Below are 21524 nucleotides of genomic sequence, written 5' to 3' on the forward strand. Positions count from 1 at the left end.
ACGCACCTTTTTTAAACAGTTTATGCTTTCTCGGTGGGAGGGAATAGCTTATAAATCTTCTCGACGATCATAGGCGTTGTGACCAACTCAATAGCTTCTATACCATTGCAAATACAAGACTTGTTTCCATATACCGAACTGGGGCGGTTGCTATGTGCTACCTGTATACAATCCTCCATCGATTGTCCATAACCCAGGAAGCCAGCATATGGATGTGTAGCTCCCCATATGGATAAGCAACGTGTACCGACTAAGGAGGCCATGTGCATACCCGACGAGTCCATGCTGACCATCAGGTCGAGGTGGCTGATGAGATCGAGTTCGCCCGTTAAACCTAGCTGCCCAATCGTATTATGGACGTGTGGGTATTGGGCGCTCCAAGCTGCTGCGGTTTCCAGTTCTTGCTTGCCGCCACCAAATATAAAAAAGGTGTAAGCCGAAGCGGGGAAGGTTTGAAATATCGTGTCCCAGTGGCTAAGATCCCATACTTTATAGGGATGCTGTGCAAATGGCGCGATACCGATTTTAATCGTTTCACTACTTAATGGCCGATGATAAATCGCTGGAGTAGGACGCTCTTCTTTTTGAAGACTATGGCTTAACTTAAGCGGAAATCCCAATGTCCGGAATACATCGGCATAACGTTCTACGGTAGCCCGTAACGGCTTTAAAATCTTATGTTTTTTGCGGGTTAATTCTTTTTTTCGGTGACGTGCTTTGTCCAGGATCGCGAGATGATAACCGGCAGTCTTAAAAAATAGCGTCAGCACACGTGAACGGATGTTGTTATGCAGATCGGCTACGTAATCAATGTTGTATTTCTTAAGTTCATGATACAGCCGCCATAATCCCTTCGGGCCTTTATGCTGCTGGTCCGGAAAGATAGGGTGGAAGATAAGGTTGGGAATATCCTCAAAAAAAGCGGCAAACTGGGGCCGAGTTACCATTACGAGTTCGATCTGCTTATGTTGAGCGCTGAGTTCCCGTAGGACAGAAGCCACCATCGCCACATCTCCCATTGCCGAGAAACGTATAACCAATACCCGGACTTTCTTCATTTTCCCTAAGGTGTTTTATTGTAAAGTACTGGATTCAACGATGGGTCGTTGTACATTTTCATTTGCTTGTAGACTTTCATGTATTTATTCCCAGCCGCGATATCAGTAAGCAACTCGTCGATACTCTGCGATAAATCTTTACGCTGTTCTAACAGGATGTCTAGCTTTGACTGGCAAGCCGTGATGTGGGCCTGGTCCACGTCAGTGCGTTTGGTCTCCTGATCCATATGGTAAATCTTTAGCGCTAAAATGGATAGCCTGTCAATTGCCCAAGCGGGGCTTTCCGTATTAATACGAGCATCTTCTTTTGCTTGAACATGGCCAAATTGCTGCAGATAATAACTATCTATATATTCAACCGTATCCGTACGTACCTGGTTTTGTTTGTCGATGCGACGCTTCCAGTACAGCCCTTCCTGCGGTGCTATTTCCGGATTACGGACGACGTCTTCCATATGCCATTGCGCCGTATCTATCCAGCACTTTAAATAGAGTAGGTGTTCTAAAGACTGGTTGTCGTAAGGATTCTCGATAGGTTGGTCGATATCATCATAACGATGATAATGCTCGATAGCAAGTTGAAATACCGTGTTGGCGATTGCGCTGATCATAACTGCAAAGATAATGTTTTCTTTTGTTCTTTTTTTCCTCAAAAAAGAACCAAAAAAATCGTCGCTTCGAATGTTTTACATTAGGGGTAGTGCTAAGGACGTGTTTGTACAGTTGTAAAACATTCGGATGCGACATGAAAAGTTAAAGGAGGGATCGTGCATGTCGTAATTCAAAGCAACCAAAAACTTCTAGCGGAGAGGTGGATGAAAATGACATCGTCTTTTTTTGCGGACATTTTTATGAAGACTTTCCGTTAAAAACAGCAGAGCGAGTTTATTTTGTTTAGGAATCGACAAATATAATGTGATATTAGACATTACGGATGGGGTAATACCATTGCACAAACCAACTCTTAATATTCAATGTCGCATCCAGATGTTTGAGACTTGCAGAAACTCATCTTAGCATTATCCACTCTCTCAAATATCTGAAGCGACGATTTTTTTGCTTCCTTTTTTAAGGTAAAAAAGGAAGAGCCACGTCGCGGCTTGAGCGACAAAAATCGTCTTTTTTAAGACACCATCTCCATTAACCAATTTGGGAAGATCCCAAACAAAATAACCAATATCGTCAGGAGATAGGCGATAAAAAGCATTACGCTCACTTGTTTTCTATTAACGACGGACGGGATGGGATTATCATTACCGCGTAAAAAAGCATATAACGGAATTTTGAAATAGAAAAATAGCGAGATAACCGATGTAAGTGCCCCTACAATCAGTAAAAGTAAGGAGCCGGTTCCTCCCGAGGATTGAAAGATCGAAAATGTAGAGGTAAACACCATTAGCTTGGCGACAAAACCTATGGTTGGTGGTATGCCAATTAGGGAGACCGCGACCAGCGTAAATGCCGTAAACAAAAGCGGCATTTTTTTTCCTAAACCTGCGTAGGATGAAAGCGATGTGGAGCCCGTTTGTTGTTCAATTTCGTCTATAAAGATAAAAGTAGCTAGGTTCATCAAAACATAAGCTACAATATAGAAAAGCAGGTAGCTGAATATATCTTGATAGGCGAATACGGCCATAAGCAGTAACCCTGTATGCCCGATAGAGGAATAAGCCATCATCCGCTTAACGTCTTGTTGACGAAGTGCGGCTAGGTTGCCCACTAACATCGTTACCAGCGCCACGATAATAATAAACCAACTGCTTAATTCCGAAAAATAAAATGCTGTAGACGACCACGATTGATAGAGACGCGCGAACAAAATGATCGCACCTACTTTGGGAATGGTGGATAGAAAAGCGGTGATTGCCGTGGGAGCGCCTTGATAGACATCTGGGCTCCATACATGAAAAGGCACGAAACTCAGTTTAAATCCGATTCCGGCGAACACAAAAAGCAAGCCGAGGGTGATGATAGCTTGGGGTGCATCGATAAGTCCTTTTAAATGAGCTGCGGAGGTGAAATCTAAATTGCCCGTTAATCCATAGACCAGCGAAAGTCCGTAGAGCATAACCGCCGCACATACAGAACCGAAAAGCACATACTTCATCGCGGCTTCCGATTGCGCTTTGTTTCGGGAAAAATAGCCGACCATGACATAAGAACCAATAGAAACCATCTCGATGCCGATGAAAGCCATCAGCCAATTGCTCGTAGCGCTCAAGACATGGATACCCAGTGTGGTAGCGAGCAGTACAGCGTATATATCTCCGTTGTTTTTTGGATGCCGTTGTTGTAAGAAAATAGCAATAATACCTGTACTAGCTAATACCACCAGGCGCGCGTAGATACTCCAGGGGTCTATCAACCACATGCCCGAGAAGCCTGTTCCGGTAGTTGATAACTGCGCAAGGAGATGGTATAAAGCGACGCCTAGGGTCAACATACAAGCTATGAACGTACTGTTTTTCCAACGTTTCTCCAGAAACAATGCGGTGAAAATACAAACGATAAAACCAATAATTAAAGATAACTCCGGCTTGAAAAGGGGAATTGAAGCAATAATTTGGTCGAGTATGTTGGAGATGGATACGTTCACGTTATGCCTAATTTTACAAATATGGTTTTATTAAATCAATAAGTTGTAATACCGAAGCGTTAAGGTTGCCAAATATAAGCGATGGCATGATACCCAACAGCAGCGCTAACGCAAGTACCGGGAACAAGATCACCTGCTCACGTGTGTTCAGATCGGTCAATGCTTCTTGCCAAGCTACTCCACCTTGAAGCCGCGTTTGTCCAAAAAACATACGTTGCAATGTCCATAAGAAATATATAGCGCTCAATAATATACCAATAGATCCACCTATAGCCATCCAACGTGGTACGCCAGTCGACATACTTTCGGCGTTAAATGCACCAATGATCACGAAAGCTTCACCAATGAAAGCCGAGAAGCCCGGTAAGCCTAAGGAGGCAAAAAAGGCAATTGCTACATAAGCGGTGTATTTAGGCATAAGCGACGCCAACCCACGGAAATGGTAGATATAACGGTCGTGTACGCGGTCGTAGATAACACCTACTAAAAAGAACAGTGCCGCGCTGAGGAAACCGTGTGAAACCATTTGGAATATGGCGCCTGATACGCCTTCGGCAGTTAGCGATGCTATACCGAGCAGCACAAAACCCATATGAGATACGGAAGAGTAGGCGATCATTCGTTTTAGATCTTTTTGTGCTAAAGCGTTGAATGCTCCATACAAGATGGATAAAACCCCAATTAAAGCGATCCACCAATTGGTGTCGGCTGCGATATCTGGAAAAATGCTATAACACACGCGTATAATCCCGTATCCTCCAATTTTTAGTAAGATACCGGCCAATATGATGGATACCGGAGTGGGCGCTTCCACGTGTGCATCGGGTAGCCAAGTATGCAACGGGACAATCGGCACTTTAATAGCAAAAGCAAAAAATAGCACGATAAAGCCCACAAGACGGGCGGGTATACCGAATACATCATGGTAGTTTGCGATATGCGCAAAGAAGGAACCGTCTACATAGTTCGCAGGGTTCATCATGTGCAGCATATTGAATGTATGCGCGCCCGTAGCGGGGTTGATGACCGAGAAATAGAGGCCTACAATAACCAGTAACATGAGTACCGAACCCAGTAAAGTATAGATAAAAAACTTGATTGCAGCGTATTCCCGGCGCTCGCCACCCCAAATTCCAATAAGGAAATAAAGCGGAAGCAACATCACTTCGTAAAACACGTAGAATAGGAAAAAGTCCAATGCAGAGAAAATACCTATAACGGCCGTGTTCAGGATCATCAGTAGCGCGAAGTAACCTTTCGGACTTTTATTTATGTTCCACGACGCCCCAACGCCCATCAGCATGACCAGCGTACTCAGTACGATCAGCGGAAGCGAAATTCCGTCTACCCCGACCAGATAATCTATCTCTAGTTTTCCAATCGTTCCGAGATCCAAGCGTATCCATGCAAGCTGCTCTACAAATTGATAAGCATCTAGCTGCTGGATACCGCCTAGTGACGCGTTGAAATTCCCGTAAAGATAAAGGGAAAGTCCAAGCTGTACGAAGGTGAAACCTAAAGCGATGTATTTATAAGCCGCTTTGGCTGATGCTGGTAAAGCCAAAATCAACAAGGTGGCGACTAATGGTAAAAATATCAGTATGGATAACAAGCCCATTTTCTATTTAATTAGCAGATAAAGTATTCCCAAAACAACAATGGTCAATGCAAAACCCAGATAGTTTTGTAATTGGCCATTTTGAACATGTCGGACGAGGTGGCCGATGTAATACGTGGTGCCGGCGACCAGGTTGACCAGTCCGTCCACGATATATTTGTCTATCCAATAGACCACCACGGCCAGTTGACGCACGAACCACGCAAAAAATGTAGTCATTCCGTCTACCACACGGCGATCGAATGCATAAAGATGGCGACTAAGGCCTACGGTTCCTTTTACAAAAACACGATCGTTAAACTCATCTAAATAGCCTTGTTTATAGGCAAACCGCACGAGCGGATTGTTCGCCGATAGTGGATATTTTTCTTTTACATACCACTGCCAGCCGATAAACCAGGCTAAAACGGCCCCTCCTGTTAAAATAACCGGTATAAATATATGGGCTGATGCAAGGGCAGGGTAGGTTGTAGTTGTTTCCAAAGCATGTATAATCCAAGCGCTATGGTAATCCGTTAAGGATGTTCCAAAGAGCGGAAACAAGCTTCCGGCTGCAAGGAAAAACATCGGTATGAGCATCGCTTTAGGCGCCTCATGGAAAGGGGTACCTGCTTCGAACACGGTATGATATTTGAAAGAACCGAAAAATGTTTTAAAAATAAGTCGTCCGATATAAAAAGCAGTAAATAGGCTCACGACAATCAGCAGTATAGGAATCAAGAGGTAAACGCCCCCCAGTTGGCTTGCCCATTCATAGGCGCTGATGACGATACTGTCCTTCGAAAGATAACCTGAAGTTAGGGGGAATCCGGCCAACGACAGGGATGCGATGACCATACATATAAAGGTCTTCGGCATAATCTGGCGTAGACCACCCATGTTACGCATATCCTGCGGATCGATATCGAGTTGTGTCTTAGCTTTAAAATGAGCTAACTCGTGGATAACTGCCCCTGCACATAAAAAAAGCAGACATTTAAAAAAAGCATGTGTGGCAAGATGGAACATAGCGGCATCCCACGCTCCGATACCCACACCTACCATCATAAATCCCAATTGAGAAACGGTCGAAAAGGCGAGTACTTTTTTAATATCATATTGCCCCAAAGCAAATACTGCCGCAGAGAGGGCTGTCAATGTACCGATAAGCGTGATAACGAGCAAAACGGTCGAATTGAACAAAGGGAAAACGGTACAAAGTAGAAATACACCCGCAGCAACCATCGTAGCGGCATGGATAAGAGAAGACACGGAAGTAGGTCCTTCCATCGCGTCAGCTAACCATACATGTAATGGAAACTGCGCCGATTTTGCCATAGCTCCCAAAAAAAAGGCCAAACCAGCAAAGGTTAACCAACCGGTGTTTTTGTCACTGGGTAGCAGGGCTTCGGCCGGATTAAACAATACCGATAGGTCTAAGGTTCCACAGTTAGCATAAACCAATCCTATCCCCACGAGGAAACCAATGTCACCGATTCTATTAATCAGGAATGCTTTTTTATTCGCTTGTACAGCAGACTCTTTCGTAAACCAAAAGCCGATCAGTAAGTAGGATGCAAAACCCACTAATTCCCAAAAAATGTAAAGTTGCAGCAGATTGAGGGACACGGTGAGTCCTAACATCGCGAAACAGAACAAACTGAGGTACATCCAATAACGGTGTATACCAGGGTCTCCTTTCATATAGGACCGAGAATAAATATGTACTGGCAATGCGATGATACAAACGATCAGTTGCATTAAAGCCGTGAGGTTATTGAGAAGAATGCCGATGTGAAGGCTATGTTCGCCAATGGTGAACCATGTCCATTTTTGCAGCAAGGTCGTTTCGTTCCAGATCGGTAAAAATACGCCGAACAGGCTAATTATGGTGCTCGCGATAATAGCTGTTAAAGCGATATTGCCCGAGATAGACTTTTTGCCTAATGCCGCTTGTAGGACGAAGGCCAACAGCGGTAACAGCATAACAAGGATGCTGGCAATAATGGGCGATATAGAGAGTGCCGTATTCACGCTTAATCTTTTAATTCGTGGATATGCTCCGGGTTAATGGTTTTAAAGTGTCGGTAGACATTGAGGATAAGCGCAAGCCCTACCGCTACGGCTGCTGCAGCTAAAACGATGGCAAATAGCGCAAAGACCTGGCCGCCATAATTTAATTTATCGTATTTTCCGAACGCCACAAAATTCAATATTGCGGCATTAATCATCAGTTCGATACCTACGAGGATCATAATTGCATTGCGCTTCGCTAAGACAGCATATAGCCCTATGCAGAAAATGCACGCGCTGACGACTAAGAAGTGCGTAAGTGTAATCATTTGTTGCTCTCCTTTCGGGATAAGTGCGCCGCTCCAATAAGGGTCATCATCAGAAAAACGGATATGATTTCAAACGGTAACACGTACTGAGTCATAAATTTAAAACCCAGGACTTTGATGTTGTTGTCTGTCGGTAAGATCATTTTGCCTTTGGCTTCAGATTGCGCGATCCATTGAGGCATCTGTTGTGACCAGCTAAGATAGCTGTACACCATCAAGCTTAGGAAGGCAATAACCAAGACCAGTGCCTGCCAGTTCGGTAAGGATATGAAACGTCCGGAAGTGGATTGCAGATCGGCCAATAATTCCTTATTAGATAGCATAAAGGCAAATATCAATAGGATAAGCACCCCACCCACATATATTAAAATCTGGGTGATAGCGATAAAGTCTGCCAGCGCGAACAGATAAAGTCCGGCCATCGCGAAAAGAACTACGAAAAGTAAAAACAACGCTCGAGCAGTGTTACGTATATGAACCAATAAAAGAGCAGATAGGATCGCGACACCAGCAAAAGCATAGAATAGGAAAGACTCTATCATCATTGTTTTTTCTTCGCCGCCTCCTTGTCGGCTTGAAAGCGTGTCCACTCTTCTTTTCGTTGCGCGATCTCTTCGTCCGTCATATCCGAGAAACCGTAAATCAAATCCGTTAGTTTCGTAGTGGTTCGGTCGTATTGATCGGTCATGGTAATACATTCCGTAGGGCATACTACTGTACACAGCCCGCAGTACATACATTTGGCCATGTCAATATCAAACTTTTCCGGATACAGGCGTTTGACACTGCCGTCCGATGTTTTCCCGATGACGCCTACGGATTTGATGGATTGAATATCAATACAATCTACCGGACAAGCTTTTGCACATAAGTCACAGACGATACAATCGTCGATATCGACCTGCAGCTGATAGCGCCCGACTTCTGGAATGGGCATCTTCTCCTTGGGATATTGTACGGTAGCAACGCCCTCTTGTTGTTTGAAATAATTTTCGTTGCGGATATCGCGTATTTCACGTGACTTACGGGCACCAAACAAGTGTCTGACCGTAAGGTATAAACCTTTAACAGCAGTCATAAATCCTTGTATGGTTGTTTTTAGTATCAAATTTTCTCCTCTATAATATAACCAATATTCGCCATAAACCCGATATAGCCATACAAACAAATGCTAGTGGGATTAAGACTTTCCAACATAGCGTCAATAGCTGGTCGGCTCGAAAACGAGGTAGGGTCCATCGGATCCACATCTGTACACCGACAATAGCCAACGATTTCAACAAAGTCCAAGCGATACCCCAGCCCAATCCCGTGGTCCAGTCTGCTAGGCGTAAACTTCCGATGTTGGGTAGTGGGCTGTTCCATCCGCCTAAGAAAATAACAACACCCAAGATAGCAACAAGAAACATCATCGCATATTCAGCGAGAAACAAAAAAGCAAATTTAATTCCGCCGTACTCGGTATGGAAACCTCCGATAAGCTCCGATTCAGCTTCGGGAATATCAAAGGGTGCACGATTACATTCTGCCAATGAGGCGATGAAGAAAATGGCATACACGATCAGCAGGTGTGGGGCTTGGAAAATGTGCCAAGCAAATATACCACCCACGTCAGTCACATCCCAAAATCCCATAAAATAAATCTGCTCCGGCGAAGCGATCCCTTGCAGGTAAGCGATGTCGTTCAGATTCAGCGTCTGCGTAATCATCACGGCAGCGATAAGCGATAGTCCCACCGGTAATTCGTAGGAGACCATCTGCGAGATAGCTCGGATGGATCCTAATAACGAATACTTATTATTTGATCCCCAGCCAGCCATTAAAATGCCAATAGCATCAATAGATACCACGGCCATAATAAAAAAGAGTCCGGTGTTGGTGTTGGCCGGGATAAAGTCGGGCGCCCAAGGTACCACGCTAAACCCTATAAAGACCGCTGCAAAAATAACGACAGGAGCTATCGCAAACAAAATCCTATCGGCTGCGGATGGAGTAATAAATTCCTTCTGTAATAGCTTTAATATATCTGCCAAGGTTTGGATCAGACCATATTTCCCCGTTTCCATCGGGCCCAGGCGATCTTGCACAAAACCTGCTATTTTACGCTCAGCATAGACGGCAAACAGCGTAAATCCAGCAATAAATGAAAAGATTGCTAGTGGTACAAGGATATGGATAATAAGATCGGCCAATTCGTCTTTTTAGAATAGTTCTTAATTGATGCAAACATACGGAAAACGCAGCAAAACCCCATAATATTTAAAGAAAATATACTAGAATAGTAGATTTTATTTTAGATCCTTTAAAATATTCTTGTAGCTTAGGCTTTAAACCTTTCGTTTAATAGGGTATTCTAATATTGGAAAACTATTTAATTAGCATATGAAGAACCATAACTTTATTTATTTAGCGGTCGTTGTCCTGTTGCTTGTGGGATGTGCCGTGCGGAAGCCTGCCGGTGATAGCGCAATCATTTTATCTGGAAAACAATGGCGCTTAGTGGAGCTTAACGGCGAAGCCGTTGCGGCGGAAATAAACGGTAAGATGCCGTTTCTGACGTTCGATGAAAAGAGCGGTCGTTACAGCGCTAGCGGCGGGTGTAATGGCCTGGGAGGGGAGTACACCTTGCAGAAAAATAATCGTATTTCCTTTGCTCGCGGTATGTCTACGATGATGGCATGTGAAGATATGCATATCGAAAATGGTTTTCGTAAGTTGTTTGATGAAGTGGATACCTATACGATAACCGGAGATACCTTGCATTTATCAAAAGGAAAGAATGGAGCAGCACTCGCGAAGTTCGTCTCGGTGCTTAATCAATCGGATAAGTTGGCGGGTACTTGGGAGTTGGATTATATCTTGGACCCCGCAATAGATTTTGAAGAATTGTATGCAAATAGGAAGCCTACGATTACCTTTGATGTGCCAGAAAAGAAGGTGAATGGCAACAGTAGCTGTAATAACTTTTCCGGGAATGTAAAGATCGATGGGCATGCGATTTCATTTGGTCCGCTGATGTCGACCAAAATGGCCTGTCCGGGTAATGGTGAGCAAGTGTTCTTCAAAAACATAGAACGCGTTACCAGTTTTGATGTGCAAGATAGCGTGCTGACGATGATCATGGATGATATCGTTGTGATGCGGTGGCAGAAAAAATAGATTATAAAAAAAACGCGATGAGTTCAGTTTTCATCGCGTTTTTTATAGTTAATAGCTTATCGCTTATCAAAATCTACGTAATCGCGTTTTGTCGCGCCCACATATACTTGACGCGGACGTCCGATAGGCTCTTTATTGTCGCGCATTTCTTTCCACTGCGCAATCCACCCCGGTAAACGGCCTAAAGCAAACAATACCGTAAACATATCCGATTCAAATCCTAATGCACGGTAAATGATACCGGAATAGAAATCGACATTTGGATATAATTTTCTATCTACAAAATATTGATCGTTTAACGCTGCTTCTTCCAGTTTTTTGGCGATGTCTAATACAGGATCTTCCACCCCTAATTTTTCCAAAATGTCATCACATGCTTTTTTGATGATTTTCGCTCGCGGATCAAAGTTTTTGTATACCCGATGTCCGAAGCCCATCAGGCGGAACGGATCATTTTTATCTTTTGCTTTTGCAAGGTACTTATCCGCGTCGCCACCGTCATTTTTGATAGCTTCCAACATTTCAATTACCGCTTGGTTAGCGCCGCCATGTAACGGACCCCATAAAGCATTGATACCTGCCGATATGGAAGCATATAAATTCGCGTTAGATGATCCTACAATACGCACAGTAGATGTCGAGCAGTTTTGTTCGTGATCTGCATGTAGAATCAATAATTTGTGCATCGCGCTGATCACAACCGGATCAAAGGTTGTTTCGCCGGTAACTTCTCCAAAAATCATATTGAGGAAATTCTCAATATAACCGAAGTTATTTTTAGGATAGACCACCGGTTGGCCTAATGATTTTTTTTGAATCCAAGACACGATCGTCGGCATTTTTGCCAATAGGTTGATAATTGTTTTGTTATCTTCCTCTTCAGATGCGTTTGGATTTAAGGATTCCGGATAGAATGCAGATAAAGCGCCTACCAAACAAGACAATTGCCCCATAGGGTGCGATTTGGAAGGGAAACCTACGAAGAAATTCTTCATGTCTTCGTGGATCATCATTTGCTTTCTAATTGCAGAACGGAACTCCTCTAACACCTCTTTTGTCGGAAGCTCACCGTATATTAGGAGATAAGCGACCTCTAGAAAAGTTGATTTTTCGGCTAACTGTTCAATAGGATAGCCTCTGTAATGCAAAATTCCCTCTTCGCCATCGAGAAAAGTAATGGCGCTCTCCGTAGAGCCGGTATTTTTAAATCCTGGATCGAGTGTAATATATCCCGACTCACCTCTTAATTTGGAGATGTTAATCGCTTTTTCGTTTTCAGTACCAATAACAACTGGCAATTCATATGATTTTCCGCCTAAATTTATTGTTGCTTTATCCGACATATGTTAATAATCTAAATAATCTCTATTTTACAAATGTTAAAAAAATCGGTGATAATTCCTAACAGTGATAGCGTTTAAATAGTAAAGAATTGTTAGTTGATATAGTTTCGTGTGTATCTTACGGAAGATCGGATGGTTGTTTACTTTGTATTTAAATTCGTCATCGTTAATTCGATGCCGATATGGACAAAGCTTTGTACCATCTTCACGGCGCGATCTATGAGTGCAGGTAATTCCTTTTGCTCATCGCGCTCGAAAGGGCTCAATACATAATCTACTTGACGTCCTTTTGGGAAATTATCGCCTATGCCGAAACGTAAACGAGGGTAGTTTTGTCCGCCACAAGTAGCCTCTATAGAGCGTAGTCCGTTATGGCCTGCAGCGGAACCTTTCGGTTTGATTCGCAGCGAACCAAATGGAATAGCAAGATCGTCTACCACAACTAGTACATTTTGTATCGGAACTTTTAGCTCCTGCATCCAATAGTTGACGGCCTTGCCACTTAAATTCATAAATGTCGTAGGCTTAATCATGTATACGTTTCTGCCTTTAAGTTTAAATTCCGTGTAGTAGGCAAGCTTCATCAATGACCAGGTCGCCCCAGCTTGGTTTGCAGCTTCGTCTGCTACCATAAAACCGATGTTATGGCGCGTATCCGCATATTCTTTGCCAATGTTGCCTAGTCCGACGATTAAGTAATTCATGAATGCAAAGATAGGAATTAGATGTTAGACAAATAAAAAAGCATCGCAACATGTTGCGATGCTTTTTTATTTGTCTAAATACCTCGGTATTATTTCTTGCCGCCTTTTGCTGCTTTCGCTGCTTCTTGCTCTGCTTGACGCAATGCACGAGACATGATAACAGATACGATTGTATCATCTGCGTTGTTAAGGATTTTAGCGTTTGCCAACTCCACTTGTTCAACACGGTAAGATTTACCAACTTCCAAAGATTCCATAGGAACAAGGATTTCTTGAGGAAGGTCATTAGGTAACGCTTTTACACGTAAGCTACGTAATTTCTGAACGAGTTTACCCCCCATTTTAACACCCGGAGAATCTCCAGTCAATTTGATAGGGATGTTTACAGAAACTTGTTTGTCGTCAAACAATTCTAAAAAGTCCACGTGTGTTACTAAATCAGTAAGTGGGTGGAATTGTGCATCCTGAACAATAGCACGTGTTTTTTTGCCGTCGATATCCAATTCTACGAATACTACATCTGCAGTATAAAGAACAGATTTCAAATCAGCTGCGGATACAGCAAGGTGGGTTTGTTCTTTACCACCATAAAGAACTGCAGGAATCTTTCCTTCGTAACGCAATTCTTTTGCATCTCTTTTCCCTACGTTCTGTCTAACAGAACCGCTAATAGCAATTGATTTCATCTAATTTGTTTTAAATTATCTAAATTGACGGGCAAAAATACGGTATTTTTTTGATTAAGCAAATTAATTTAACGTCTTGTTGCTGTTCTTTATCACCTTGCAAATCACTCCTCTGAAAAGATAGCTAGACTTGTTGGCATGATGTGTGTCCGCGTTAACGGGTATATAATGCGATCAGTTACTTTAACTTTTTGTTTTAGAAAACATTTGGCTAACTTTGTGGCAAAATTAAGTTAATCTTAGAGATTGTCCGATAGTATAAGGGTAGTACAAGTGATTTTGGTTCATTTAGTCTTGGTTCGAATCCAGGTCGGACAACTTTTTTTGATGACTTCTTCTAATTGGAAATATTTAAATAACTCCAACATAAAAAACGCATAAGAAATGCCTTTGCAATTTAACACGGTGAAGCTGTTCGCAGGCTCAGGAACAGTGGAATTAGCGGAAAAAATCTCCTCCTCTTATGGAAAGCCGCTCGGCGATATGACCTTATCCAAGTTTAGCGACGGGGAAATCCAGCCCTTTTACAATGAATCCATACGGGGGAGCGATGTATTTTTAATTCAATCCACAAACCAACCCACGGATAACCTTATCGAACTTCTGTTGATGATTGATGCCGCTAAGCGTGCTTCGGCTCATTATATTACGGTAGTTGTTCCTTATTTCGGCTATGCTCGTCAGGACAGAAAAGATAAACCACGGGTGGCGATCGGAGCAAAATTGATGGCAAATCTTATTATGGCTGCCGGGGCACATCGGATTATGACGATGGATTTGCATGCCGCACAGATACAGGCCTTTTTTGATATCCCTGTAGATCATCTGGACGGGTCGATTATATTTGTGCCTTACATCAAATCGTTGAACTTGCCAAATCTGACCATCGCTTCTCCAGATATGGGTGGTTCATATCGTGCGCGGACGTTCGCTAAATTCTTCAACGCAGAAGTGATTATCTGTGATAAACGTCGTAAACGGGCGAACGAAATCGAATCGATGTCTATTATTGGGGATGTAAAAGAGCAAGATGTGGTATTGATCGATGATATCTGCGATACAGCTGGAACACTATCAAAAGCAGCAGCGCTGATTATGGAACACGGTGCGCGTTCCGTACGGGCAGTATGTACCCATGCTGTTTTGTCGGGCAAGGCTTACGATACGATCGAGAACTCAGTGTTAACAGAAATGATCGTTACCGACACCATACAGCTGGATAAAGAAAGAGCGAAAAACTGTAGTAAAATTAAAGTGTTATCTACGGCTGATTTATTTGCCGGTGCCATTAAAAATGTAAATGAACACGGATCGATTTCCGATCTGTTTGAGATTAAATAACGATAACCATATCGGTTGAAACAAAAAATGGCGACAGTAATGTCGCTATTTTTGTTACTTCATTTTTTTTATGGCATAAAAAAAGCACCAAGTTTCCTTAGTGCTTTACGTAGTAGCGGGGACCAGACTCGAACTGATGACCTTCGGGTTATGAGCCCGACGAGCTACCAACTGCTCCACCCCGCAATGTTTCTTTTTTTTAGACGCAGCCTCGCGCGTTGTCTTTTATTCTTTTAGTAGCGGGGACCAGACTCGAACTGATGACCTTCGGGTTATGAGCCCGACGAGCTACCAACTGCTCCACCCCGCATTGTTTTTGGTGATACAAAGGTAGGTTTTTCTATGCGTAAATCAAAACGAAATATACTTTTCTAAAAGAGAATAACGAAAAAAATTGGATAATGTTCTAATATTCTGTACTTTCATCTTATCAATTATAATGAATTGTGATGAAAAGAAGATTACTACTAACCGTTGTAACGCTCGATTTATCCGTTCAGCATGTTTATTTGTCCTTCTCATATCGGAGGGGAAGTAGTACGTTGACGCGTAAAACGAGGGTTTTACTGCCGGATAGTCTGGCGGCAACACCACTTATTCAATCAAGGGAAGCTCATCTTCCCAACTGTTTATTTCAAATGCTCACTACGTATGCGTTTCGTCTTTGTCTTTAGCCTGACCGTTGTGGTATCGCTGGGGTATAGTACGTTAGCGAGGGGTCAGATTGGGGATGAAAGTTCCTTAGTAGAACAGTTGGTGGAAGAACTTGCGTCAGAATTGGATGAAGAGATCCATGTAGACGATTTTATCGAACTTCTTCGACACTATCGGACCCATCCTATAGATCTCAATAAGACCAATGAGCAAGAATTAGCCAAATTATTATTTTTATCGCCCTTACAGATCACGAGTTTGTTAGCACATCGCGAACAAACAGGGGATTTTCTTTCTGTGCTTGAACTGCAAAGCATAGCCCATTTTGATATGCAGACTGTAGAACGTTTAGCGTCCTTTGTTAGGGTGTCGCCGCCCTCCACATTAAGGGGCTTAACCTGGAGAAATTTCTTTCAAGATAGTGAGCAGCAAGTCATGGCCCGCTACGGGACTATCTTTCAAAAACAAAAAGGCTACCTGATTACAGACAGTAGCCGTTCGCGTTATTTAGGAGATGCAAATCGATATATGTTGCGTTACCGCTTCAACTTACATAACAAACTTCGCGTGGCGATTAACATGGAAAAAGATGCTGGAGAACCCTTTTTTCACGGGAAGCAACGTGGTGGGTTTGATCATTACGGCATTAGCTTGTACGCGAAAGACCTCGGTGTTTTTAAGGAAGTAGTGTTGGGCGACTACGCTTTGCAGGTCGGTCAAGGGCTGGTCATGTGGAATGGACTAAGTTTTGGAAAAGGAGCTATGATGACCAGTAGCGCCAAGCAAGGGACGGGTTTGCGAAGTTACAGTGCCATGAACGAACATAACTATCTTTCGGGCTTTGCTGCCCGATTAGCATTTGGCCCTCATTGGGAAATTACCCCCTTTGTTTCGTGGCGAAAACTATCGGGAAACCGCGAGACGACCGAAGAAGGATATCCCATTATTCGTTCCATTTCCACGTCCGGGCTACACCGAACGCCTAACGAACTCGCTAACCGTAACACCATAAGACAAGGTGCTGTTGGGGTGGATATAACTTATCGTTATAAGCGACTAAAGTTAGGTGCAGTAGCTGTCTATACACAATATAACGGCACCCTTGTGCACGACGGAACTCCTCGGCAGGCCTATGCTTTTGAAGGCGATCGGTTAACGAATATGGGGATTAACTACCAATACACATTTAAGAATGTATTTCTATATGGAGAAAGCGCGAAAGGATATGGCCGGGGCTGGTCTACCCTGAATGGTTTGATCGCAAGCCTCCATCCAAAAGTATCCGTATTTGCAAATTACCGGAATTACCAAGCAGATTATTACGCGGTATTTGCGCAGGCATTGGGCGAGGGGAGTAGCGTGGTGAACGAGGAAGGAATCTATATGGGTGGAATGTATCATCCTAACAGAAAAATCGAATGGATCAATTATGTCGATTTATTCCGTTTTCCGTGGCTGCGCTATCGCGTCGATCAGCCCAGTGAAGGGTTCGATGTACTTTCTCAGTTTACCTACAATTGGTACAAAATCGGACGCATCTCGCTGCGATACCGTCATCGCTTAAAGCAAGAAAACAATAGTGTGCCCTTACCCGATAGAACGGTGGTTGATGTCTTAAAAGATCAACTACGTGTCGCGTTTCAATACAAACTTTCTAAGCGCTGGGAAATTCGAACGCGGGCAGAGGGGCTACGGTATAGAAAGGATGGAAGGATCGATTATGGATGGTTGATGTATCAAGATTTATTCTGGAAGCCTATGCGATTGCCCTTGCAGTTAAATATGCGCCTGGCATTTTTTGCGACAGACTCCTATGATGCCCGGTTGTACGCGTACGAAAACGATGTGCTCTATGCAAGCGCGTTTCCCATGTATAATGGCCGGGGAGGACGTTCCTATATCAACCTGCGTTATCGTGCAGGCCGGAAAATTGATTTTTGGCTTCGCTATAGCCACAATCGTTATTTGGACGTAGCGACAGTAGGCTCTGGACTGGATCAAAGCGAAGGGGCGATACGGTCGGATATCAAAATCCAATTCCGATATAAATGGTGACGCCCGCGGTCTATCTAGCCATACGGAAAGTGCCGTTTGCGAGCGTGTTTTTATTTTTCGGTACAGGCATCGTAACGGGCTATTATCTGCCACTTACCCAATCGATTTTTCGTGGGCTTGGCTATAGTGCGATGCTGATGGTAGTGTTGTTATTGGGGATGGAAATTATAGGGCGAAGCTGGCGACGTGTAGTATTTCCCCTAATTTTTTACAGTTGGTTATTCTTGTTGGGTATACTATGGATAGCTCGGGAGCTTCCGGCACAGCAAGCCAATTATATTCAACCGGCTCAGGCGGAATACCTGATCGGCGTGATTGCCGACGAGCCGGTGTATGGAGACCTCCGTATTCGTTTTCCCGTGACGATCCGTAAGCGGGTTCAGGGAAACAAAGAGCGTGTAGCCGCTGGCCAAATCATGCTGCATATCGCCCGGTCAGATACGACTGCTGACTTAAGCCTGTCATATGGCGACAAACTGTTGTTTCCCAATACACTACGGGAGTTAGGCGAGCCGTATAATCCCAAACAGTTTAATTATAAACGGTACCTCGCCCATAAAAACATCTATTACCAAGCCTATCTACAGCCTGACGCTATTCGGTTGCTGGATGATAATCAAGGGAATATCGTTGTGGCATACGCATTGGCCATACGTCGTTATTTCGTAGAGAAATATGTTTATTATATAGCGGACAGCGACGCGCGGGATATTGTCGCGGCATTAATTTTAGGCTACCGGGCACATTTCCCGGTAGAAACGCTGACGGCTTTTGTTAACACCGGTACGGTACACGTGCTAAGCGTTTCGGGATTGCACGTGGGGCTAGTGTTTTTGCTATTGAATTTTATACTCGGTTTTCTGGATCGATTCCGGTATGGCAAATCTCTTCGATTCGTGCTTATTCTGAGCGCTATATGGGCCTATGTTTTACTGACGGGAATGGCTCCTTCTATTCTGCGTGCGGGTGTCATGATTTCTTTCTTGCTGGTCGCCGGGTGGAGCCGTCGGGCAAACCAAAATCTCAATTCGCTTTTTGCGTCGGCTTGTTGTCTGCTATTCCTCGATCCGTTCATGATTTTTGACATGGGTTTCCAATTGGCCTATGTGGCCGTGCTAGGCTTATTTACACTTTATCCCATGTTAAATAAGCTGTTCGAAATAAACAACAGGTGGTTGCGGGGCGTCTGGCAGGCCGTATTGGTTTCCCTCAGTGCGCAGCTGTTTACCACACCTTTGGCGTTATTTTACTTCCACCAGTTTCCTAATTATTTTTTGTTAGGCAATTTATTCGTCTCCTTGCCAGCTATGGCCGTCATGTATACCGGTATAGCATTAGCCGTTTCGCCGTTTCCCTGGTTAAACGAGTATTTGGCGATGGGATTGTCCTTCGTTTGCCGCTTGCTTTTAGGTGGATTGCAAGCTATCGAAGCATTGCCCTTTGCTGTGATCCAGGGCATCGACTTTTCGGGCGTGCAACTCGGCTGTTCCTTATTGGTTATCTTCTTTTTCCTATTAACATGGCGTAGTTTGCGTAAAAGCTTTTTGTGGGGCACACTTCTCTCGATCGGCATGCTGCTGTTGTCTGTCGTAATCACCTCTATGCATTATGCGTCCTATCAAGGATTAAAAGTGTACAATGTAGGGCGAGAGGTAGCTATTGCTGCTATTGATCGCGGAAAAGTTTCGCTTTTTTCTACACTGGATAGCCTCAAACATCCGCAATTGGCCAGGCAGGTGTTGCCCGATCTACATCATTATGTACGCACGGCAGCTATTGACTTTCATCCCTTGCAATTAAAAAGAGGTGTACAGGTAAATATTCGAACTTCGGTCGGTACGCTTGGTATTATTGGAGGCAAGCGGATAGCGCACGACGCTCCTGCACAAGATATCTTGTTGTGGCGTAATATGTCCTTTTACGATCAAATTCATAGTGAACAATTTGCAGGGACAGGTATGTTATTAATAGACGGTTCAAATCATGCCGATAGGCTAGCAGAGATGATAAAAAAGGCCGATTCGTTGGACATCGCCTATTACGTCTTGAAAAATAATTTTGCTTATGTTTGGGAGAAGAAGTGATGGAAAACAAAAATCTGGAGATATTAAAACAGTATTGGGGGTATGAAAGCTTTCGTCCGCTGCAAGAAGACATTATCAATAGCGTATTATTGGGGCGGGATACCTTAGCATTAATGCCTACCGGCGGAGGAAAGTCAATTTGTTTTCAAGTGCCGGCACTTCAGTTGGCGGGCATCTGTATTGTGGTTAGCCCACTCATTGCATTAATGAAAGATCAAGTGCAGAACCTGCGGAAAAAGGGGATAGAGGCAGTGGCTATTATTTCCGGTATGTCCCATCGAGAGGTCGATATCGCGTTGGATAACTGCGTATATGGAAAGGTTAAATTTCTATATATTGCTCCCGAGCGTCTCTATAATGATTTGGTGCTGGAGCGTATACGCTATATGAAAGTTGGCCTCTTTGCGATAGACGAAGCACACTGTATTTCGCAATGGGGGTATGACTTCCGTCCAGCCTATTTAGAACTGGCGAAGTTAAGAAGGATTCACCCCAACACACCCTTTCTGGCCTTAACGGCCACCGCCACGCCGCGGGTGGTCGACGATATCCAAGATAAACTAGGCTTCGTCGGTCGACAGGTTTTTCAACAAAGTTTTCGGAGGGATAATTTAGCCTATATCGTCCTAGCGGAAGAAGATAAAATGGGGCGTATGTTGCGCATGATTCATCGAATTGGTGGAGCGGGCGTGATCTATGTTCGCAATCGACGAGAAACGCAGGAAGTGTCTCAATTCCTTATTAATCACGGTGTACCCACCGATTTTTATCATGCCGGGCTCGATACGCAGACCCGTTCACAAAAGCAAGATAGCTGGATGGAAAACCGCATACGGGTGATTGTAGCCACCAACGCATTTGGCATGGGAATCGACAAGCCGGACGTGCGATTTGTGCTGCATCTCGATCTCCCCGACTCCTTAGAGGCATACTACCAAGAAGCGGGACGCGCGGGGCGTGACGGGAAGAAAGCGTTTCCGGTGTTAATGTTTCATCAAGCAGATCGGGAAAAACTATGGGCGAACTTTGAAAATAGCTTTCCGGCCATAAGCTTTATCCAACAAGTCTATCACCATTTAGGGAATTATTTTCAACTAGCGTATGGCGCAGGGCAGGGGTTATCTTTTGATTTTGACGTGGTTGATTTCTGTAAGCGCTATCAGGTGGATATCTTGCCGACGTTAAGCGCGTTAAAGTTTCTGGAGCGCGATGGTTGGATCTCCGTATCCGAAGCTGTTTTTATACCTGCTCGATTTAAGTTTGAGGTAGATTATCAAGAACTCTATAAATTTCAAGTACAGTCCGCTAAATATGATCCCCTAATTAAGCTTATTTTACGTACCACGGGAGGTGTATTTGATTTTTATGCGTCGGTGAATGAATATGAACTGGCGAAGAAACTAAAAATCGCTTACGAAAAGGTGATAGATATGTTGCAGGGGCTCCAGAAATTAGAACTGGCGTCCTATTTACCCAAAACAGATGCTCCTCAATTAACTTTCCGGCAGGCACGGGTGGATTATAAACATCTTTTTATTGACACGGCTTTTATAGCGGAAAGGAAGCGTATAAAAGAAGAGCAGATCAAGGCGATGTACACCTATTTGGATACAAAAGACTGCCGAAGCATTGCCTTACAAACCTATTTTGGCGAAAAAGTGGAGACTCCTTGTGGCGTCTGTGACTTATGCCTCACACGACAGCATCGTGTCGATCTACACGGAAAACTAACAGAAGAGATAAAGACCGCTTTGCTGGCCGGTGAAAAAGATGTGAAGGAGCTGGTTGATCTACTTACCCTCGGTGATGATGAAACCAAACTGCATGTCATTCGGTTGCTGTTGGATAAAGAACAAATTATCCTACGCGATGGTAAATATAGTTGGAATAGCCAATTTTAGGGCG

Annotated in this window: 17 protein-coding genes and 2 tRNA genes; 5 read left to right on the forward strand and 14 right to left on the reverse strand. The window is 43.7% G+C overall.

The window, feature by feature from the left end; genetic code table 11:
• Positions 1 to 20: 20 nt before the first annotated feature.
• From LKO28_RS09670 to nuoH, 9 genes are all read right to left on the reverse strand, one after another.
• Complete coding sequence (locus tag LKO28_RS09670; RefSeq protein ID WP_227694598.1) at positions 21 to 1058, reverse strand: glycosyltransferase family 9 protein; 1038 nt, start codon at positions 1056 to 1058, stop codon at positions 21 to 23.
• A gap of 5 nt (positions 1059 to 1063) precedes the next feature.
• Positions 1064 to 1669, reverse strand: coding sequence for a DUF4254 domain-containing protein (locus LKO28_RS09675; RefSeq protein WP_227694599.1), 606 nt, complete (start codon positions 1667 to 1669; stop codon positions 1064 to 1066).
• Positions 1670 to 2181: 512 nt separating this feature from the next.
• Complete coding sequence (locus LKO28_RS09680) at positions 2182 to 3654, reverse strand: NADH-quinone oxidoreductase subunit N (RefSeq protein WP_227694600.1); 1473 nt, start codon at positions 3652 to 3654, stop codon at positions 2182 to 2184.
• A gap of 13 nt (positions 3655 to 3667) precedes the next feature.
• Complete coding sequence (locus tag LKO28_RS09685; RefSeq protein WP_227694601.1) at positions 3668 to 5272, reverse strand: NuoM family protein; 1605 nt, start codon at positions 5270 to 5272, stop codon at positions 3668 to 3670.
• Positions 5273 to 5275: 3 nt separating this feature from the next.
• Complete coding sequence (gene nuoL, locus LKO28_RS09690) at positions 5276 to 7285, reverse strand: NADH-quinone oxidoreductase subunit L (protein ID WP_227694602.1); 2010 nt, start codon at positions 7283 to 7285, stop codon at positions 5276 to 5278.
• A 2-nt stretch (positions 7286 to 7287) separates the two neighbouring features.
• Entirely contained in the window at positions 7288 to 7593 is a 306-nt protein-coding gene (gene nuoK, locus LKO28_RS09695; RefSeq protein ID WP_227694603.1) for an NADH-quinone oxidoreductase subunit NuoK, read from the reverse strand.
• Positions 7590 to 8138: an NADH-quinone oxidoreductase subunit J gene (locus LKO28_RS09700; protein WP_227694604.1), complete on the reverse strand. Its 549-nt coding sequence runs from the start codon at positions 8136 to 8138 to the stop codon at positions 7590 to 7592. Before LKO28_RS09700 ends, nuoK begins: the two co-directional genes overlap by 4 nt.
• Positions 8135 to 8698 carry a NuoI/complex I 23 kDa subunit family protein gene (locus LKO28_RS09705; RefSeq protein WP_411028041.1) on the reverse strand — a complete coding sequence of 188 codons (564 nt, stop codon included), beginning with the start codon at positions 8696 to 8698 and terminating at the stop codon, positions 8135 to 8137. The genes LKO28_RS09700 and LKO28_RS09705 overlap by 4 nt, the downstream gene beginning before the upstream one ends.
• A gap of 13 nt (positions 8699 to 8711) precedes the next feature.
• Positions 8712 to 9785: an NADH-quinone oxidoreductase subunit NuoH gene (nuoH, locus tag LKO28_RS09710; RefSeq protein ID WP_227694605.1), complete on the reverse strand. Its 1074-nt coding sequence runs from the start codon at positions 9783 to 9785 to the stop codon at positions 8712 to 8714.
• Between the two features lie 190 nt (positions 9786 to 9975).
• Here nuoH and LKO28_RS09715 point away from each other — a divergent pair, with 190 nt between their 5' ends.
• Positions 9976 to 10752 (forward strand): META domain-containing protein, encoded by a 777-nt coding sequence (locus LKO28_RS09715; protein WP_227694606.1) that lies wholly within the window; start codon positions 9976 to 9978, stop codon positions 10750 to 10752.
• Between the two features lie 56 nt (positions 10753 to 10808).
• Here the strand turns inward: LKO28_RS09715 and LKO28_RS09720 are convergent, their stop codons facing one another.
• The 3 genes from LKO28_RS09720 to LKO28_RS09730 all read right to left on the reverse strand — a co-directional run bounded on the left by LKO28_RS09720 (position 10809) and on the right by LKO28_RS09730 (position 13485).
• On the reverse strand, positions 10809 to 12095 hold the full coding sequence (locus LKO28_RS09720) for a citrate synthase (RefSeq protein ID WP_227694607.1): 1287 nt from the start codon (positions 12093 to 12095) through the stop codon (positions 10809 to 10811).
• A gap of 140 nt (positions 12096 to 12235) precedes the next feature.
• Positions 12236 to 12799, reverse strand: a complete 564-nt coding sequence (gene pth, locus LKO28_RS09725) for an aminoacyl-tRNA hydrolase (RefSeq protein WP_227694608.1) — start codon at positions 12797 to 12799, stop codon at positions 12236 to 12238.
• Positions 12800 to 12888: 89 nt separating this feature from the next.
• Positions 12889 to 13485 (reverse strand): 50S ribosomal protein L25/general stress protein Ctc, encoded by a 597-nt coding sequence (locus tag LKO28_RS09730; protein ID WP_227694609.1) that lies wholly within the window; start codon positions 13483 to 13485, stop codon positions 12889 to 12891.
• A gap of 384 nt (positions 13486 to 13869) precedes the next feature.
• On the opposite strand from LKO28_RS09730, the gene LKO28_RS09735 reads away from it, so the two are divergent.
• The gene (locus LKO28_RS09735) at positions 13870 to 14826 is read left to right on the forward strand and encodes a ribose-phosphate pyrophosphokinase (protein ID WP_227694610.1); all 957 of its coding nucleotides are present in this window, start codon (positions 13870 to 13872) and stop codon (positions 14824 to 14826) included.
• 113 nt (positions 14827 to 14939) lie between these two features.
• Here the strand turns inward: LKO28_RS09735 and LKO28_RS09740 are convergent.
• Together LKO28_RS09740 and LKO28_RS09745 are read right to left on the reverse strand one after the other, a co-directional pair.
• Positions 14940 to 15012 (reverse strand) — tRNA-Met (locus LKO28_RS09740).
• Between the two features lie 51 nt (positions 15013 to 15063).
• Positions 15064 to 15136: transfer RNA gene (locus tag LKO28_RS09745), tRNA-Met, on the reverse strand.
• Between the two features lie 341 nt (positions 15137 to 15477).
• Here LKO28_RS09745 and LKO28_RS09750 point away from each other — a divergent pair.
• From LKO28_RS09750 to LKO28_RS09760, 3 genes are read left to right on the forward strand one after another with little or no spacing between them, the layout of a single operon-like run.
• Positions 15478 to 17535: a ComEA family DNA-binding protein gene (locus tag LKO28_RS09750; protein ID WP_227694611.1), complete on the forward strand. Its 2058-nt coding sequence runs from the start codon at positions 15478 to 15480 to the stop codon at positions 17533 to 17535.
• Positions 17529 to 19619, forward strand: coding sequence for a ComEC/Rec2 family competence protein (locus tag LKO28_RS09755; protein ID WP_227694612.1), 2091 nt, complete (start codon positions 17529 to 17531; stop codon positions 19617 to 19619). Before LKO28_RS09750 ends, LKO28_RS09755 begins: the two co-directional genes overlap by 7 nt.
• Complete coding sequence (locus LKO28_RS09760; RefSeq protein WP_227694613.1) at positions 19619 to 21520, forward strand: ATP-dependent DNA helicase RecQ; 1902 nt, start codon at positions 19619 to 19621, stop codon at positions 21518 to 21520. Before LKO28_RS09755 ends, LKO28_RS09760 begins: the two co-directional genes overlap by 1 nt.
• Positions 21521 to 21524 lie beyond the last annotated feature (4 nt).

It is taken from the genome of Sphingobacterium sp. FBM7-1 (assembly GCF_020687765.1).
Lineage (GTDB): Bacteria > Bacteroidota > Bacteroidia > Sphingobacteriales > Sphingobacteriaceae > Sphingobacterium.

Excerpts from the sequence above, each read along its gene's own strand:
- LKO28_RS09670 (WP_227694598.1), bottom strand. The coding sequence starts at position 1,058 with ATGAAGAAAGTCCGGGTATTGGTTATACGTTTCTCGGCAATGGGAGAT.
- LKO28_RS09675 (WP_227694599.1), bottom strand. The coding sequence starts at position 1,669 with ATGATCAGCGCAATCGCCAACACGGTATTTCAACTTGCTATCGAGCAT.
- LKO28_RS09685 (WP_227694601.1), bottom strand. The coding sequence starts at position 5,272 with ATGGGCTTGTTATCCATACTGATATTTTTACCATTAGTCGCCACCTTG.
- nuoK (WP_227694603.1), bottom strand. The coding sequence starts at position 7,593 with ATGATTACACTTACGCACTTCTTAGTCGTCAGCGCGTGCATTTTCTGC.
- LKO28_RS09700 (WP_227694604.1), bottom strand. The coding sequence starts at position 8,138 with ATGATGATAGAGTCTTTCCTATTCTATGCTTTTGCTGGTGTCGCGATC.
- LKO28_RS09715 (WP_227694606.1), top strand. The coding sequence starts at position 9,976 with ATGAAGAACCATAACTTTATTTATTTAGCGGTCGTTGTCCTGTTGCTT.
- LKO28_RS09720 (WP_227694607.1), bottom strand. The coding sequence starts at position 12,095 with ATGTCGGATAAAGCAACAATAAATTTAGGCGGAAAATCATATGAATTG.
- pth (WP_227694608.1), bottom strand. The coding sequence starts at position 12,799 with ATGAATTACTTAATCGTCGGACTAGGCAACATTGGCAAAGAATATGCG.
- LKO28_RS09730 (WP_227694609.1), bottom strand. The coding sequence starts at position 13,485 with ATGAAATCAATTGCTATTAGCGGTTCTGTTAGACAGAACGTAGGGAAA.
- LKO28_RS09735 (WP_227694610.1), top strand. The coding sequence starts at position 13,870 with ATGCCTTTGCAATTTAACACGGTGAAGCTGTTCGCAGGCTCAGGAACA.
- LKO28_RS09750 (WP_227694611.1), top strand. The coding sequence starts at position 15,478 with ATGCGTTTCGTCTTTGTCTTTAGCCTGACCGTTGTGGTATCGCTGGGG.
- LKO28_RS09755 (WP_227694612.1), top strand. The coding sequence starts at position 17,529 with ATGGTGACGCCCGCGGTCTATCTAGCCATACGGAAAGTGCCGTTTGCG.
- LKO28_RS09760 (WP_227694613.1), top strand. The coding sequence starts at position 19,619 with ATGGAAAACAAAAATCTGGAGATATTAAAACAGTATTGGGGGTATGAA.